The 16,138-nt window shown below is 65.5% G+C and carries 16 protein-coding genes; 8 read left to right on the plus strand and 8 right to left on the minus strand.

Going from position 1 to position 16,138, the window contains the following annotated elements; all coding sequences use genetic code 11:
• Positions 1-6: 6 nt before the first annotated feature.
• The 4 genes from C1876_RS07685 to C1876_RS07700 form a co-directional block, all read right to left on the minus strand.
• Positions 7-1,458, minus strand: coding sequence for an MFS transporter (locus tag C1876_RS07685; RefSeq protein WP_114546139.1), 1,452 nt, complete (start codon positions 1,456-1,458; stop codon positions 7-9).
• A 152-nt stretch (positions 1,459-1,610) separates the two neighbouring features.
• Positions 1,611-2,138, minus strand: a complete 528-nt coding sequence (locus tag C1876_RS07690; RefSeq protein WP_114546140.1) for a PadR family transcriptional regulator — start codon at positions 2,136-2,138, stop codon at positions 1,611-1,613.
• 131 nt (positions 2,139-2,269) lie between these two features.
• The gene (locus C1876_RS07695) at positions 2,270-4,282 is read right to left on the minus strand and encodes a hypothetical protein (protein WP_114546141.1); all 2,013 of its coding nucleotides are present in this window, start codon (positions 4,280-4,282) and stop codon (positions 2,270-2,272) included.
• 148 nt (positions 4,283-4,430) lie between these two features.
• Positions 4,431-6,407 (minus strand): MDR family MFS transporter, encoded by a 1,977-nt coding sequence (locus C1876_RS07700; protein ID WP_114546142.1) that lies wholly within the window; start codon positions 6,405-6,407, stop codon positions 4,431-4,433.
• Between the two features lie 215 nt (positions 6,408-6,622).
• Between C1876_RS07700 and C1876_RS07705 the strand changes: the two genes are divergently transcribed.
• The 6 genes from C1876_RS07705 to C1876_RS07730 all read left to right on the plus strand — a co-directional run bounded on the left by C1876_RS07705 (position 6,623) and on the right by C1876_RS07730 (position 11,536).
• Positions 6,623-7,276, plus strand: a complete 654-nt coding sequence (locus C1876_RS07705) for a TetR/AcrR family transcriptional regulator (RefSeq protein WP_114546143.1) — start codon at positions 6,623-6,625, stop codon at positions 7,274-7,276.
• Positions 7,277-7,740: 464 nt separating this feature from the next.
• On the plus strand, positions 7,741-8,364 hold the full coding sequence (locus tag C1876_RS07710; RefSeq protein ID WP_114546144.1) for a tryptophan transporter: 624 nt from the start codon (positions 7,741-7,743) through the stop codon (positions 8,362-8,364).
• 192 nt (positions 8,365-8,556) lie between these two features.
• Entirely contained in the window at positions 8,557-9,396 is an 840-nt protein-coding gene (locus C1876_RS07715; RefSeq protein ID WP_114546145.1) for an energy-coupling factor ABC transporter ATP-binding protein, read from the plus strand.
• Complete coding sequence (locus C1876_RS07720) at positions 9,393-10,223, plus strand: energy-coupling factor ABC transporter ATP-binding protein (protein WP_114546146.1); 831 nt, start codon at positions 9,393-9,395, stop codon at positions 10,221-10,223. Before C1876_RS07715 ends, C1876_RS07720 begins: the two co-directional genes overlap by 4 nt.
• A complete protein-coding gene (locus C1876_RS07725) occupies positions 10,220-10,990 on the plus strand; it encodes an energy-coupling factor transporter transmembrane component T family protein (RefSeq protein ID WP_114546147.1) in 771 nt (256 codons plus the stop codon). The genes C1876_RS07720 and C1876_RS07725 overlap by 4 nt, the downstream gene beginning before the upstream one ends.
• 72 nt (positions 10,991-11,062) lie before the next feature.
• The gene (locus tag C1876_RS07730; RefSeq protein WP_114546148.1) at positions 11,063-11,536 is read left to right on the plus strand and encodes a GNAT family N-acetyltransferase; all 474 of its coding nucleotides are present in this window, start codon (positions 11,063-11,065) and stop codon (positions 11,534-11,536) included.
• Here C1876_RS07730 and C1876_RS07735 read toward each other — a convergent pair.
• The 3 genes from C1876_RS07735 to C1876_RS07745 form a co-directional block, all read right to left on the minus strand.
• Positions 11,531-12,181, minus strand: a complete 651-nt coding sequence (locus C1876_RS07735) for an SdpI family protein (protein ID WP_158544647.1) — start codon at positions 12,179-12,181, stop codon at positions 11,531-11,533. The genes C1876_RS07730 and C1876_RS07735 overlap by 6 nt on opposite strands.
• 131 nt (positions 12,182-12,312) lie before the next feature.
• Positions 12,313-13,479: an ABC transporter permease gene (locus C1876_RS07740; RefSeq protein WP_114546150.1), complete on the minus strand. Its 1,167-nt coding sequence runs from the start codon at positions 13,477-13,479 to the stop codon at positions 12,313-12,315.
• Positions 13,472-14,248, minus strand: a complete 777-nt coding sequence (locus C1876_RS07745) for an ABC transporter ATP-binding protein (RefSeq protein WP_244910078.1) — start codon at positions 14,246-14,248, stop codon at positions 13,472-13,474. Before C1876_RS07745 ends, C1876_RS07740 begins: the two co-directional genes overlap by 8 nt.
• A 118-nt stretch (positions 14,249-14,366) precedes the next feature.
• Here C1876_RS07745 and C1876_RS07750 point away from each other — a divergent pair, with 118 nt between their 5' ends.
• A complete protein-coding gene (locus tag C1876_RS07750) occupies positions 14,367-14,975 on the plus strand; it encodes a TetR/AcrR family transcriptional regulator (RefSeq protein WP_158544648.1) in 609 nt (202 codons plus the stop codon).
• Positions 14,976-14,978: 3 nt separating this feature from the next.
• On the opposite strand, the gene aac(6') is transcribed toward C1876_RS07750, so the two are convergent.
• Complete coding sequence (gene aac(6') / locus C1876_RS07755) at positions 14,979-15,413, minus strand: aminoglycoside 6'-N-acetyltransferase (RefSeq protein ID WP_114546152.1); 435 nt, start codon at positions 15,411-15,413, stop codon at positions 14,979-14,981.
• A 68-nt stretch (positions 15,414-15,481) separates the two neighbouring features.
• On the opposite strand from aac(6'), the gene C1876_RS07760 reads away from it, so the two are divergent.
• Positions 15,482-16,135, plus strand: coding sequence for a LysE/ArgO family amino acid transporter (locus tag C1876_RS07760; RefSeq protein ID WP_211309523.1), 654 nt, complete (start codon positions 15,482-15,484; stop codon positions 16,133-16,135).
• The last annotated feature ends 3 nt before the right edge of the window (positions 16,136-16,138 follow it).

Consider the following 16,138-nt stretch of genomic DNA (forward strand, 5'->3'; position numbering starts at 1 on the left):
AGGGCCTCAGGCCGCCTGCTGAGGGGCCGTCGCCTGCGGAGCACCGCGCCGCGCGATGTGGCGGGGCAGCGCCTGCGTCATCGCAATGCCGATGACGGCGGCTGCAACGCACAGCGCGAACACGGGCAGCGCCGCATCGGGAAACGACGTGCCGGCTACCGCGCCGCACGCGGCCGATCCCACGGTGCCGCCGAGGCCGCGGAAGAACAGCGACAGCGACGTGGCCTTCCCCATATCGCGCGGGGCCACCGCGGTCTGCGCTGCGATGTTGGTTATGGGCATGTTCACGCCGATGCCGAAGCCCAGCACGGCCGACGAGCACGCCAGCTGCACCATGCCGGTCGATCGGGTGACGAGGCACAGCAGCAGCGCGCCGACTCCCAACACGACGAACCCGACACGGCTGATGGCGCGCATCTTGCCGTTCGCGCCGAAGAGACGCCCCGCCGACGCGCTGCCCACCACGAGCGCAAGCGTCATGGGGATGGTGGCCAGCGCCGAGGCGGTGGAGGACAGGCCGAGCCCCTCCTGCACGAACCGCGGCACGAACATGACGCCCACGAGCAGGGCGAACTGCGCGCAGAATCCCAGCACGATAGCGCCGTTCACCTGCGGAAGGGCGAAGAAGGACACGGGGACGATGGCGTGCTCGCGCCGCCGCTCCACCAGCACCAGCGCCACGATCATGACCACGGCCAGCGCAAGCAGCCCGAAGAACGGGGCCGACCACCAGGAGAACGCGTTCCCGGTCAGGCTGAACGCAAGCGTGAGCGGCACGACGACGGCCGTTGCGGTCGCAGCGCCCGGCAGGTCGAAGGCGTGCGTCACGTGCGCTTGCTTGCCCGGCAGATAGCGCACCACCAGCACGAGCGCGACGATGCTCAGCGGCAGGTTGACGAGGAAGATCCAATGCCAGCTGGCCAGGTCGGCGATGAGCCCGCCGGCCAGTGGCCCGGCGATGCTTGCCAGACCGTACATGGACGACAGGATGCCCATGTACTTCCCTCGAACACGCGGCTCGAACAGCTCGGCCATCGCGATGAACACGCCGGCTTCCACGAGGCCGCCGCCCGCGCCTTGCACGGCACGCCACAGCGCGAGCGCGTCGAGGCTGGTGGACAGCGCGCAGCACGTCGACGCGGCGGCGAACACGGTGATGCCGCAGGCGAAGACGCGCTTGTGGCCGAAGCGCGCGGCGCAGGCGCCGCACAGCAGCGTGGCCAGCGTGCAGGTGAGCAGATACGCGGTGAACGGCCAGGTGTAGTGATCGAAGCTGCCCAGGTCGCCCGCGATTTTCGGCATGGCCGTGCTCACGATGGTGGCGTCGAGCGCCGCCATGAACAGGCTCAGGGCCAACCCCGCCAGCACCGCGCCGGTGGGGAAGGGTTTGGCGCCGCCTTTTTGGGCTGCTCGCTTGCCGGCTTCGAGCCCCTTTGCCCGCAGTTCCCGTGCATTCATGTGTTTCTCCTATCTTGAATACTACTATCAGTGATAGTTACTGGCCCAAAAAGAAGCCGGTTCGATCCGGCTTCCGTCGTCATGCGTTTCTCCGCGCGCCGCGTGCGGTGAACGAATGTTTCACGTGAAACATTCGTTCGTGTCGTTTGGTATCACGACGCGGGGTAGAGTTCTTCCTTAAAGTGCTTTAGGTGCTCGGCCACCAGGCGGTACGTCGCGGCGCACAGCTCCATGGTGGCGCGTGCTTCAAGACGGTCGTAAGAGGGGATCATCGCGTCGACGCGGTCGGCAGTGCTCAGGTGCGTTTCGATCAGCTCGTCGATGAGCGCGCGGCCCGTCTGCTCGTCCACGAGGCTGATGTTCGCCAGAACGGGGAGGAAGCCGAAATCGACGCGCGCGGGCAGCGCCGCCGCCTCGTCCATGAGCGCTGCGAACCGCTCGCGCCCCTTGTCCGTGATCGTGTACACCGTCTTCTCGGGCATCTCGCCCTCTTTGACGACGGTGCCTACGGTGTAGCCCTGCTCGCACAGGCGGATGACATTGCGATACACCGATGGCGAGCTGATACGAATCCAGCGGCGTACGTTGCGCTCCTCGAGCACCCGGTCCATCTCGTAGGCGCTCATCGGCCGCTCGATGAGCGCGCCCAGAATCATGATCTCGATCGAACTGCTTGCCATGCCGGCTCCTTCCTCTCACCGCTAATACTATCACTGATAGTAAAAAACGCAACGGGAAATGTTCAAAGCCCAACATGGAGACGGCGGCCATGAAGGCCGCCGCTGTGGATGGGGGCTTGCCGCTCGATCACCTACGACTGGTTTCGTCGATTCGCTCGACGTTGTGCTGCGCGTACGATCAGGACACATCCGGAGAACAGGGCGAGGCCGAACGCCACCTGCGGCAAAGCGGTATCGCCTGTCGCTGCAAGCGCAGGGGCCGACGGCGGCAACGGCTCGGGCGTCGATGCGCCCTGCGTGGCGGGCACCGGCGCAGGATCCGGCGCAGGGCCCGGATCGGGGCTCGGGCCCGGCTCGGGGTCCGATATCGGGATTCCGCTTGCTGCGAGATAGAGCGGGCTTGTGACGGCACTCTTCTTGATTGCAAGCGTGCCGGTGGTCGCATCGTAGGTGTAGTCGTCTCCCGCGATGAGTTCCGGGCCGTCCGGCGACTCGCGGTGCAGCGCGATCGTGTCGGGAAGCGCATAGCCCTTGTCGGCCGCGAGCGTGAACAGATTGCTTTCGGAGCTGTCCTTCTCGAAGGTTGCGTACCGTCCGATGTCGGTGTCTTCCCCTCTGTTGTCGCCGGTGTCCAGCGTCGAAGTTTCGGTGAACTCCCTGATGGTCAGCCCGGTCAGGCTCAACTTCACCGGGTAAGCGCCCGCATTAAACGCGCCGTTCCGATTGATGACGGCATGCTCGAAGCGCCCGCCCGAAATAACGCCACTGCGCCCGTTGGTCACGATGCCAGAGAAATGGGGAATCGTCGCCTTGCCGTCGCCGTCGGTTGCGTTTGAAATGACGCCAACGTTCGATACCGTGCCGAGAAACACACCGCCCGTTATAGCTCCAGGGCCGCTCGAGGCGTTGCGGTTGGCAACGGACCCGCTTTCCAGGAACGTCCCGCCTGCGATGACACCGTAGTTGCTCACGCTACCGTCAAAGGTGGGACCATCCGCCTCGCCGCCCTTGATGGTGCCCGTCGCCTCGTTGCCCACGATGCCGCCGAATGCTCCACCGCTGATGGTGCCGCTGCTCTGCACGGAGCCCGAGTCGCCGAACGTGCCGCCCGCGATGACGCCGTCGTTCTGGATGACCGATCCCTCGAACGCGCCACCTGCAATAACGCCGTCGGACTCGTTGGTCACCACGGCGTCGAAGCGGGGAATCGTCGGGTTGCCGTCGGCGTCGGTTCCTTCCGCGATGGTGTCGTGGTTCTTCACCACGCCCGTGAATGTGCCGCCGGTGATGACGGCGCCCGGCCAATCAACATCGCCGTTGATCACCGTGCCATCGAACGTGCCGCCTGTGATGGTGCCGTCGTCGTTGCTTTTCACCCGGCTCGATGAGGCGAACGTTCCGCCTGCGATGATGCCGCCTTCGGTTACGGTGACGGTTCTTTTGAACGAGCCGTCGGCGATAGAGCCCGTGTTGTACACCTCGTCGTCGAACGTGCCGCCCTCGATGGTTCCAGCGGAACGGTTCTCCACGTAGGCGCTGAACGTGCTGTTGCCCCCCATGACGCCCGCGTTGTTCACGTTGATGTTGAACTCACCGCCGCTGATGGTGCCGTCGTTCTGCACGGAGTTGTTGTTGCCGCCGTCGCTATACACGCCTCCCGAAATCGTGGCGCCTTCGTAATTGGTCACGTAGTCGCGGAACGTGCCGCCCGCGATAGTGCCGGCGCCGGCGTTGTTCGACATGTTGTACACGGACGAATAGAATGCGCCGTCCTCGATGAGCCCCCAGTTGCTCACGGTGCCCCTGAACGCCCCGCCTTTGATCACGCCGCTCGCTTCGTTGCGCACGGTGAAGCCGTATGTCTGGGACGCGTCGACGAACGTCCCGTCCTCGATGACGCCGTTGTTCCGAAGCGGGTTCTCGCTCGAGACGTGAAGCGCGTGCCCCGTGAACGTGAACGCATATCCCGCTTCCAGGACGAGTCCTTCGGTTGAGTACGTCCAGCCTTCTCCCGACGGTTCAACCGGCGCGCCGTCGGCGCCGATCTCGATGGCGACGGCCACGGTGCTCGCGAATGCGGCGGCGGGGGCGAGCGACCAGGCGAATGCGAGAGCGATAGCAAGAGCGAGCAGGCGTTTTCTCATGGGAGTTCCCTTCGGGCAGGCTGACGCTCAGATGCTAGCATGCAGGGGGAATCCGTAGACGATCCCTGCGAAAGCGGCGGGATACGCTGCGAAAAAAGACGGCAGCCAAGCGGCTGCCGTCTCGGGGGAGCGAAAAGGGGAGGGCGCGTTAGATGGACGACGCCACCGCTTCGTCGTCGGGCAGCGCAGCGGCTTCCTCGGCGCGCTCGAGCTTCGCCGGGGCGTCCACCGCGTCGCGTTCGGCCAGGTACTGCTCCATGGAGTAGTGGGTGATGTCGGAGCGGTTGATCACGCCCACCACCTGGCCCTCGTCAAGTACGGGGACCTTCTTCAAGTGGTTCTCGCCCAGCACGCGGCACACTTCGGGGAGGTCGGCGTGCACGTCCACGCCGATGATGCCCTTCGCGCCGATGCTCTTCGCCGGCATGGTCATGAGCTCGTCGAGCTTGCGGGCGAAGTCCTTGTTGCCGCCGTCGGCGTCCACCGTCTGCATGATCATGACCACCGGGTCCATCATCATGGTGCTGCGTTTCGACAGGTAGCGCATGATGTCGCCGTCGGACACGAAGCCCACGGCCTGCCCCTGCTCGTCCACGAGGGGAGCGGCGCTGATGTGCTTGTCCACGAGCACCTGCATGGCCTCGGCCACGGTGGCGTTTGCGGGAAGCGTGAACACGTCGCGCTTCATGATGGACTCGAGCACCGTGCGGCGCGCGTTGTCCTTGTCGAGCTCGGCCGTCTCGCCCGGCTTGTTCTTCACAAGCGCCACCACCATGATGAAGCCGATGAGGCACAGCACGCCGGCCAGGGCGAACGCCACGTCGATGCCGAAGATGCTGGCCTGCGTGGGGGTCATCACCCGCGAGGTCGCGTTCGTGGCGATGGTGGACGCGGACACGATGATGGCCGTGCCCAACGAGCCCGCCACCTGGCGGAACGTGTTGTTCACCGAGGTGCCGTGGTTCACCAGCTCGTTATCGAGCGCGTTCATGCCCCACGTGGTGATGGGCATGTTGACGAGCGACAGCGAGAACAGGCGCACCGTGTACAGGATGGTAAGCGTGATCAGGCCCGTCTCGGTGCCGAGGAACGCGAAGCAGAACGTGGTAACCGTCAGCACGCCCATGCCGATGATGCTGAGCACGCGCGGCCCGTGCTTGTCGAACAGGCGGCCGGCGATGGGGCCCATGGCGCCCATGATGATGGCGCCCGGCAGCAGCACGAGGCCCGACACGGTGGCCGAATAGCCCATGAGCGACTGCAGGTAGATGGGCACGAGGATGCCGGCGGCCAGCAGCGCGCCCTGCACGAGCATGCCGATGATGGTGGCGATGAGGAACTTGCGGTTCTGCAGCACGCGCACCTGCAGCATGGGATGTTCCATCTTCAGCTGGCGGCGGAAGAAGAACACGAGCGCCACCACGCCCACGAGCGTGCCCGCGATGGCGTCGGCGCGCAGGCCGTAGGAGCCGATGGTGGACAGGCCGTACAAGAGGCCGCCGAAGCCCACCGACGACAGGATGACCGACGGCACGTCGAGGGTGACGTCCTTGTTCGTATCGCCGCCCTTCTGCAGCACGAACACGCCGATGAGCACCACGATAGCCGACAGCACCGTGATGATGTAGAACATGTCATGCCAGGTGTAGCGGTCGATGATGACGCCCGCGACGGTGGGGCCGATGGCCGGGCCGAACGCGATGACGATGCCGAACAGGCCCATGGCCGTGCCGCGCTTGTCGACGGGGAACGTCCACATGAGCACGGTCATCACGAGCGGCATGAGGATGCCGGCGCCGGCGGCCTGCACGAGGCGACCGAGCAGCAGCACGGCGAAGCTGGGACCCCAGCCGGCCAGCGCGCTGCCTGCCGTGAAGATGACCATGGACACGAGGAAGAGCCGCTTCGTGGTGAAGCGGTCCGTCAGGAATGCCGTGATGGGAATCATGATGGCGTTGACGAGGGTGAAGCCGGTGGTGAGCCACTGCGCCGTGGAGGCGTCGACGCTCATCTCGGCCATGACCGACGGCAGGGCGGGAGCCACGACGGTCTGGTTCAGAACCGTCACGAACGTGCCGAACACGAGGACGGCCAGCATGACGATCTGCTTACGCGATAAACCCATATACTCTGTTCCTTCCGATATGCGCCGCGAACAAAGGCGCCTTTGAAGGGGAGCATTGCAGCGAACCCGACTTCAAAGACGCCCGTTTTCATGCGGATGACGTGATTTACACTCAGTATAAATATTCATTCAGTAGATGAAAAGCCCTTGTCTGAAAAGTTGTGGTACCCTGCACCGAAACGGCACATTGCGGGAACAGGAAGGAAGCGCGCATCGTGGAACAGGTTCAGCCGTCGGCAGAAGGCCTGCGGTATCGCAAAAAGCTCAAGGCCCGGCTTGCGGTGGAGCGGGCGGCGCTCGAGCTGGTCATCGAGCGGGGCTATGACGGCGTGACCGTGGAAGACATCTGCGCGCGTGCCGAGATTTCCAAGAAAACCTTCTTCAACTACTTCCCCTCGAAGGCCTCGGCCATCACGGGCCGCATGGATTCGTTTCCCGACGACGAGCACCTGTTCGCCATTCTCGAAGAGCATGACGAGGCATGCTACCTCGACGTGCTCGTGGGCATCGTGGGCACGAGCCTCGCGTCCGGCGTGGACGAGAGCATCGTGGGGCTGCGGCGCGAGGCGCTGCGCTCCATGCCGCAGCTGTTTTTCCAGGGGCAGCGCGACCTGCTGGCCGTGCAACGCTCCATCGCCGCCGCGCTGCGCTCGTACTTGGCCGAGCATCCCGGACGCCGCATGCTCGCAGATCAACCGGTGGAAGAGGAGGCGCTCGTGGCTTCGTCGATGGCCATCGGCCTCGCGCGCACGCGCTCGATGCTGTACGTCTGCGGCGACAGCGAGCCTTCGGCAACCGACACCCGTCGCCTCGTCATGGCCTACCTGTCGGCGGGGGATGCCGCCAACGGAGCTGAAATTTTTTCTTGACAACAATCCTCAGTGCTGTGCTATAGTTTGCGCCACAACTTAATACCTTGAAACCTATGAGGCGAAAGTCAAGCCATCATGAGCACTCACAGAGAGCGGGCGTAGCTGGGATTCCCGCAGGAAGCTGGATGGTAAATGGATCGCCGAGGGAAAGGGGAAAGGGAGCCGCGTTTCGGCACCTGAGTATCTGGACCGTGAGCCTGCGTTAAGGGCAGAACATGTGTTGGCATGTTCGTGAGAGGGTTCTGCATCGCAGAATCAACGGTGAAGGTGGCACCGCAGGTTATAAGACCTGTCCTTCGATGAGAAGGACAGGTCTTTTTCATTGTGGGAGGTGAGCAGCCGAAACCATACCGTTGATTGTGCGGGGTTCATCCTCATCCGCGAAGTTCGTGCCGGCAAACCAGACGCCCCGGGAGGGGCAAAGACCGGCGGGAACTCCGCCAAAGAAAGGATTGAGGAACATGGAACAGCAGATCAAGCGCGAGGTTGCAACCCAGACGGCCGGAGCGGCTTCGAGCCAAGGCCGCAAGCGCGACGTGACGGCTCCGCAGAAGAAGGCGGGCCTCACCACCCAGGATCTCATTCTCATCGCCGTGCTGCTTGCGGCCGGCGCCGTGCTCAAGCTCACGGTGGGCTCGCTGCTCTCGTCGATGGGCATGAAGCCGAACTTCATCATCGCCATGTACTGCCTGGCCATCATCCTCACGAGGCCGAAGGTGGGGCAGGCGCTCATCATCGGCCTGTTGGCCGGCCTCATCTGCCAGGTGCCCATGCTGAACGCCACGCCGCTGCTGAACATCCCCTCCGAGCTGCTCGGCGCGCTCGCGTGCGGCCTGCTCATCAAGATCCCGATGAACATCGGCGGCAAGCTCGACCTCAACCCGCTCGTGAACACGTTCCTCTCCACGGTGGTGTCCGGCGGCACGTTCGCCCTGCTCGCCATCTACATCAACGTGGTGTCCACCGGCGGCGACGTGATGGTTGCGCTCGCCACCTACGCCGCCATCGTCTTCGGCACCGCCACCTTCAACGCCATCCTCGTCCAAGTGCTGGCCATGCCGCTGAAGAAAGTCCTGAAGCGCTAGAGGATTCCGCCGCTCTACGAGCGGCGGAACGACTCGACGCTGCGGCTTTCCGTGGCACCCCGTCTCGCGGCGAGGCCGAGGACTCGCGTACCGAAGTACGCTTCGCCCTCGCCCTCCCCACGATCTGGGGCGCCACGGAAACCCTCGCTGACTTACTACGCCAACCTGCGACCCACGACAGAAAGCATCCCCATGATCGAAATCTCGAACTTCTCATTCCAATACCGAGAGGGCGCGCGCCCGGTGGTGAGCGGCATCGACCTCTCCATCGCGCCCGGCGCGTTCGTCGGCATCACCGGCGCGGCCGGGTCGGGGAAGTCGACGCTCACCTACGCGCTCAACGGCATCGTGCCGCACTGCTACCCCGGCGACTTCTACGGCTCGGTGGTGGTCGACGGCATGGACACCTGCGAGACGGCCCTCACCGACCTGTCGCGCGTGGTGGGCAGCGTCTGCCAGGACGTGGACAGCCAGTTCGTCACGTCCATCGTGGAGGATGAGGTGCTGTACGGCCTGGAGAACTTCGCCGTCCCGCGCGACGAGGTGGAGCAGCGCGTGACGCAGGCGCTGGCCGACATGGGCATCGCCGACTTGCGCGACCGCGTGATCTCGTCGCTGTCGGGCGGGCAGAAGCAGAAGGTGGCCATCGCCTCCATCCTGGCCATGCGCCCGAAGGTGCTCGTGCTCGACGAGCCCACGGCCGAGCTTGATCCGGCCAGCTCGCAGGGCGTGTTCGACCTGCTGTCCGCCTACGCCCGCGAGCACGGCACCACGGTTGTGGTGGTGGAGCAGAAGATCGCGCTGCTCTCCCAGTACGCCGACGTGCTGGTCATCGTGGATGAGGGCTGTATCCGCTTCGCCGACGCGCCGGCGAACGTGCTCGTGCATTCGGACGAGCTCAAGCGCATCGGCGTCAACTGCCCGCGATCGACCACGCTCATGAACCGCCTCGCCGCGGAGGGCGCGTACGCGGGGCCGGCCGTGCGCAACGTGCAGGAAGCGTGCGCCGCGCTCGAGCAGGTGGTCGCATGATCGAGTTCAAGGACGTGCACGTCTCTTACGACGCGGCCCTGCCCGTCTTGAAGGGCGTGAGCTTCACCGTGGCCGACGGCGAGTTCGTGGCGTTCGTCGGTACGAACGGAGCCGGCAAGTCGACCACGATGCGCCTGGTGAACGGCTTGTTGAAGCCCGATACGGGCCAGGTGCTCATCGACGGCGTTCCCACGACCGAGCTGCGTACGAGCGAGCTCGCCCGTCGGGTGGGCTTCCTGTTCCAGAATCCCGACAGCCAGATTTGCTGCAACACCGTGCGCGACGAGCTGCTGTTCGGCTTCAAGGCGCTCGGCTCGCTCGACGCCGGCGCCGAGGCGCGCGTGGACGCTCTCATCGAGGAGTTCGGCTTCGATCCCGAGGACGATCCGTTCCTGCTGAACCGCGGCGCGCGGCAGCTGCTGGCGCTCGCGTCCATCGTGGTGCTCGCGCCGCCGGTGATCGTGCTCGACGAGCCCACGACGGGGTTGGACTACCGCGAGTGCGTCAAGGTGATGGACATCATTCGCCGCATCCACGAGGGCGGCACGACGGTCATCATGGTGTGCCACGACATGGAGGTGGTGGCCGACTACGCCGCGCGCTGCATCGTGATGAGCGACGGGCAGGTGGTGGACGACGGGCCCGTGTTCGACGTGCTGCGCCGCCGCGACACGCTCGAGCGCGCGTCGCTCATTCCGCCGCAGATCGTGGCGGTGTCGCTCGAGCTGACGCGCACGCTGCCCGGCCTGGCCGACACCGCCGTGGGCCGCGCGAACACCGTGGAGGAGATGGCCGCCGCCATCATGGACGAGGGAGGACGGCGATGAACGCGTTTTTGGAGTACGTGCCCGGGACGAGCCTGCTGCACCGCATGAACCCCGTGGCGAAGCTGGCCTGCGCCGTGGCGTTCGCGCTCGCGTGCTTCTGTACGAGCAACCTCGTGCTGTTGGCCGCGTTGCTGCTGGTCGGGTTCGCGTTGGCTGCCTCGTGCGGCATGGTGCGCCCGACCATCGGGCTTGCCAAGGCCGTGTTCGCCTTCTCGCTCATCCTGGCCGTCGTGCAGGTGCTCACCACCCCGACGGGCGCGGTGCTCGTCGAGCTGCCGTGGGGTTACATCGGCACGGGGAGCCTGCTCGCGGCGCTCACCACCATCGTGCGCCTCGTGGCCGCTGCCATCCCGCTGTTCCTCGTGTTCTACGTGACGAAGATGAACGACATCACGAACGCCGTGGTGAAGGTGCTGCACGTGCCGTACAAGTACGCCTTCACGTTCACGTCCACCATCCATTTCATCCCCGTGTTCATGAACGACATGCAGGGCATCATGGAAGCGCAGACCGCGCGCGGCGTGGAGTTCGACGCGGGCGGCATCGTGAAGAAGGCGCGCCTCATGGTGCCGCTGTGCGTGCCGCTGCTCGTGTCGTCGGTGCGCAAGACGAACAGCGCTGCCATCGCCGCCGAGGTGCGCGGGTTCAACCTGCGCACGGCATCGAGCGGCTACAAGGAGTACCCCTTCGCCGCGTTCGACGTCGTCGCCCTTGTAGCGTCCGTCGCGCTTGTGGTGCTCGCCGTGGTGCTGGGCCTGCTGGGATAGGTTCGTTCCCGCGCGTCGCCCGCGGCTGTGCGATAATGGACGGCTGAAAACAGGGCGACGGAAGGGATGCGGATGCACTACGAGGCGGCGGAGCAGGGTCAGGTTGACGAGCTGTTCGACCTGGTACAGCGCACGATTCGGGACGTGTATCCGCGCTACTATCCGCAGGAAGTGGTGGACTCGTTTTGCGGGCTGCACAGCCGCGCCGCCATCGAAGCCGACGTTGCGGCAGGTCGCGAGGGGGTCGTGCTGCTCGACGGGCGCATCGCGGGCACGGGCTGCCGCGACGGCAACCACATCACGCGCGTGTACGTGGCGCCCGAGTTTCAGGGACGCGGCGTGGGCAGCTTCATCATGCAGCACCTCGAGGACGAGATCGCGCGCGAGCACGCAACCGCCGCGCTCGACGCGTCGCTGCCCGCCGTCGGCCTCTACGAGCGCCGCGGCTACCGCACGCAGCGCCACGAGCGCTTCCCCGTGGAAAACAACGCCGTGTTAGTCTACGCCATGATGGAGAAGGACCTGCAACGCTCACACGGGTTATGAGATGTGCTTGCACACAACATAGGAGCCGATCAGGCATGCGAGCGTCCATGCGACGAAGATGACGGCCAGGGCGACGAAGGCCGCCGAGCCCTTCAGCACGACGCCTGCCAGCACGATCATCGCGCCCGCCGCGACGGTCACGATGCCGCCGAAGCGGTGCGCTCGAGCCCATGTCTCGTCGCTCTTCTGCGTCCACGGCACGCGGATGCCGAACACCGCGTTTCTCGTCGATTCCGGCATGAAGTACCCCATGAGAAGGAACGTCGTGCCAATGACGATAGCGCTGATCTGCGACATGTCGAAGTCAGGCGCGCTTGCCGTGGCCGCGTTGCCGTCGTAGCGCAGTTGATTCAGGAAGATGAACAGCCCCACGAGGATGAAGATGGCCTGCATGCCCACGGCAAGGCGCGCCATGGTGGCGCGGTTGCTTCCTTTGCCGAACAGCCCGCACAGCGCGAGGACGATGCCCAGGATGAGCGCTATGGCGAGGAGCGAGAGGTTCTCGTACTTGCTGCCGATGCGATCCATCGCACCCGACGGGCCGAAGTGCACGGGCACCTGATCGGGGAGGACGCACAGAAACGCCACGGTGACGACCACGTTGACGGCCAGCAGGATTCCGGCAAGCACCAAGCTCTTCTTCATATTCCCCATCCCTCAAACCCATCGCGGCCTGCACAACGCTCTACCGCCAGTGTACTAGAGTCGGGGGGGGGGGGCGTCAATGCGCGCTTCGCGTTTCGCGCTTCGCCCCCCCGCCGGCTTACCCTCGCAGCTTACCCCCGCACGCGCTTTTTGCGGAACTTAAGGGCGGCCAGCGCGAAGAACAACGCGATGAATCCCCAGATCACGGCCAGGTCGATGCCCACGCTGGCGAAGTCGGCGCCGCGCAGCATGACGGCGCGCAGCGCGTCCACCCCGTACGTGATGGGGAAGCATTGGCCGAGCACCTGCATCCACTCCGGCGCGCTCGACAGGTCGAACAGCCCCGACAGCAGGATTTGCGGCACCACGAACAGCAGCATGAGCTGGATGACCTGGAACCCGCTTTTGGCCAGGCCCGACACCAGCAGGCCGAGCGTCACCGACGCGAGGGCCATCGACACCACCAGCAGCGTGACGAGCCACACGGCCCCTTCGTTCGGGAAGCCGATGAACGTGAGCGCGATGAACAGGATGACGGCGGCTTGCACGAGCGCGAGCAGGCCGAAGCCCAGCGTGTACCCGCCGAGGATCTGCACGGGCTTCACGGGCGTGGCCAGAAAGCGCGTCATGGTGCCGGCGCCGCGCTCGTTCACGAGCGACATGCCGCTTGTCAGGAACACGAACACGAACACGAAGATGCCGATGAACACGGGCCCGTAGAAGTCGAACATCTTCCAATCCTCGGTACCGTGCAGGTAGGTGGTTTCCACATCCTGCACCGGCAGGTAATCCGCCATGTCGAAGTCGAAGGAATCGAGCTCGTCGGCGAGCGGACCGCCCTTCGCGCCCTGGGCGACAAGCACGTCCTCGATGGCCGTTGTGCGCTCTTCGACGTCGGCCTTCATCTCGTCGGCCGCATCCTTTTGCGCCTCGCTCAGCGCCTTCGCCACCACGTTCGCTGCGGCGGCCGTCTTCGTGGAATCGCTGCCCTCGGCCCATATCTCGAGGGTGGTGTCGTCGCGCATGCGCAGCACGGCGTCGGCCTCGTTCGCGCGCAGCAGGCGCTCGGCTTCAGCCTGATTCGTGTCGGTGATGCGGGCGTCCTGCTCGTCGAGGGCGGTTTGGAAGCTGGCGGGCAGGTCCACCGTTGCCAGGCGGGGCTCGTAGGCGTCGGCACCGAGCAGCACCGACAGCAGCCACAGCACCACGACGGGTGCCACGAACAGCAGGGCGAGCGTGCGCTTGTCGTGGGCGAACTGCGAAAGCACGCGGCGTGCGATGGCCAGGGCGTTACGCATGATGCGCCTCCTTCCGCGCGCCGTCGGCCGCCAAGGTGAGGAAGGCGTCCTCGAGGTTGGCCGTGCCGGTGCGCTCGAGCAGGGCGGCGGGGGTGTCGTAGGCGATGAGGTGCCCGTCGCGCAGCATGGCAACCTCGTCGCACTGCAGCGCCTCGTCCATGATGTGCGTGGTCACGAGCAAGGTCGCGCCTCCGGCCGCCAGCTCGCGGAAGTGTTCCCAGATGCGCCGGCGATGCTCGGGGTCGAGGCCCACGGTGGGCTCGTCGAGCACGAGCAGGTCGGGGCGGTGCAGCAGCGCCACGCCCAGCGACAGCCGGCGTTTCATGCCGCCCGAGAACGCGCCCGCGAGACGGCGGCGATCGTCCTCGAGGCGCGTGAACGCCAGCATGTCGTCGATGGCGGGCGCGAGCTCGGTCTTCCGCATGCCGTTGAGCGTGCCGAAGAACCGCAGGTTCTCCTCGGCGGTGACGTCCTCGTACAGCGCCGTGTCCTGCGGCATGAAGCCGATGCGCCTGCGCGCCGTGGGGTAGGGTGCCTGCTCGCCCAGCACGCGCACGCTGCCGGACGTTGGCACGAGGATGCCCATGACGAGGTTGACCATGGTGGTCTTTCCGCATCCGGACGGCCCGAGCAGACACACGATGCGCCCGGCGGGCACGTCGAGGTCCACGTGGTCGAGCACGGTTTTGCGTTCGTCTCCCAGGGGCGTTTTGCGCCCGAAGCGCATGCTCACGTCGGAAAACGCGATCATCGGCTGATGGTGCTCCATGGTGCGTCCTTTTCGGTTGCGAGTATCCGTTTCTGCTATCATAATCAAACAGCGTGTTGGAAAAAACGAACAAACGCCGGGCGCCTGTTGGATTACGCCGGGCCGAGAGGAGTCCGCCATGGCGCGACCGCGCAAGGATGCGGCGGGGCCGTCGGTTGAGCAGCGGCTCGAAGACGCGTTTTGGGAGCTCATCGCCGAGACGCCCATCGACCGTATGACGGTGGGCGACCTCACGGCGCGCGCCGGGTGCAACCGCGGCACCTTCTACTACTATTACGACGACATCTACGCGATGCTCGACGACATGATCGATCGCAACCTGCCGAAGGAACTGCCGGGGTTTCTGCTCATGCACTTCTCAGGCGACACGACGACGCCCGATCGCGACCACGAGCTTTCGCGTGCCCTGCAGAAGTACCAGCACAACGTGGATCACTTGTGCCTGCTGTTGGCGAATGCCTCGTCTCCGCTGGTCAACCGTCGGGTGAAAGGCGCCATCATGGAGCTGTGGGCAGGTGCGTTCGCCGCCGGGCAGCATGCGTCGCTCGAAGGCGATGCGCGCATCGTGCTCGAGTTCGTGGTGAGCGGCATCCTCGGGCTCATGGCGTACCGCGCCGAAACGGGCATGCGCGTGTCCATCGAGGAGATCGCGCACGTCCTGTCCCCCGAACTCCCCGACGCCGTCGCCCCCAAGCTCAAGAAGCTCTTGTTGGCGGGCGCATCGTAAGCGCTACAGCTTCTTCGCGAAGCAGATGATGCGGTTGGCTTCCTCGAAGCCGGCGCGCAGATGGAAGGCGCGGCTCGTCTCGTTGTCGAGCTCGCAGTCGCTTGCGAACTCGGTGCAGCCGTGCGCGGCCGCCCATGCTTCGCAGGCGCTCAGCAGGGCGCGCGCATGCCCGCGCTGGCGGCACGCGTCCTCGACGTAGATGCCCTCGAGGTAGCCGACGGGGCTCGAGTCGGTGCCCTCCACGTAGTCGTGTCGCAGCTGGCATTGGGCGAACCCGGCCGGAGCATCGCCGTCGAGCAGCAGGAAGACGGCGGCCTCGTCGCTGGCAAGCAGCTCGGCGAATTCGGGCTCCAGCTGCGCGGGCGTGTGCTCGGGCCAGAGCCGCGCGGCAAGAATCGTGACGGTTTCCAGGTCGAGCGGCGTCGCTTCGCGTATCATGGATATCTCGCTTTCGGAGCGCGTGGGGTAAGGTTGGGAACACGGTACCAGAAACGCAGGTTGATTGCATGATGCTCTCGGTAATGCTGCAGGGGTTCACGATGGGGCTCGCGTACGTCGCGCCCATCGGCATGCAGAACCTGTTCGTCATCAATGCGGCCGTCTCGCAACCGCGTACCCGTGCCCTGATCACGGCGTTGTTCGTCACGTTGTTCGACATGTCGCTCACGCTCGCGTGCTTCTTCGGCGTCGGGGCCGTTATGGACGCCGTGCCCTGGCTCGGGCCGCTCATGCAGCTGGTGGGAGGCGGGCTCGTCATTGCCATCGGCATCGTGCTCATTGTGCCGCGCCGCAAGAAGGACGCTGAACCGGCCAAGAAAGATGCGGCCGGGAACGCGGCGCGTGCACGGATGAACCAGCCCGGCCTGCGCGGCGTGTTCGTGGCGGCGCTGCTGGTGACCTGGTGCAACCCGCAGGCGTTCATCGATGGCACCATGATGCTGGGCGCCTTTCGTGCCACGTTCGGCGGCGCGGACGGCCTCGCGTTCGTCGCGGGCGCCTGCATGGCGTCCCTCGTGTGGTTTCCCGGCATGGCGCTCATCGTCTCGGCCCTGGGCAGCCGCTTCAACGACCGAATCCTCCGCGTCATCAACGTGGTATGCGGCCTCGTGGTGATCGCCTACGGCCTCCGCCTCATAGCCGCCTTCTTCGGCTGGGTCTGAGTG

It is taken from the genome of Eggerthella sinensis (assembly GCF_003339815.1).
Classification (GTDB): domain Bacteria; phylum Actinomycetota; class Coriobacteriia; order Coriobacteriales; family Eggerthellaceae; genus Eggerthella; species Eggerthella sinensis.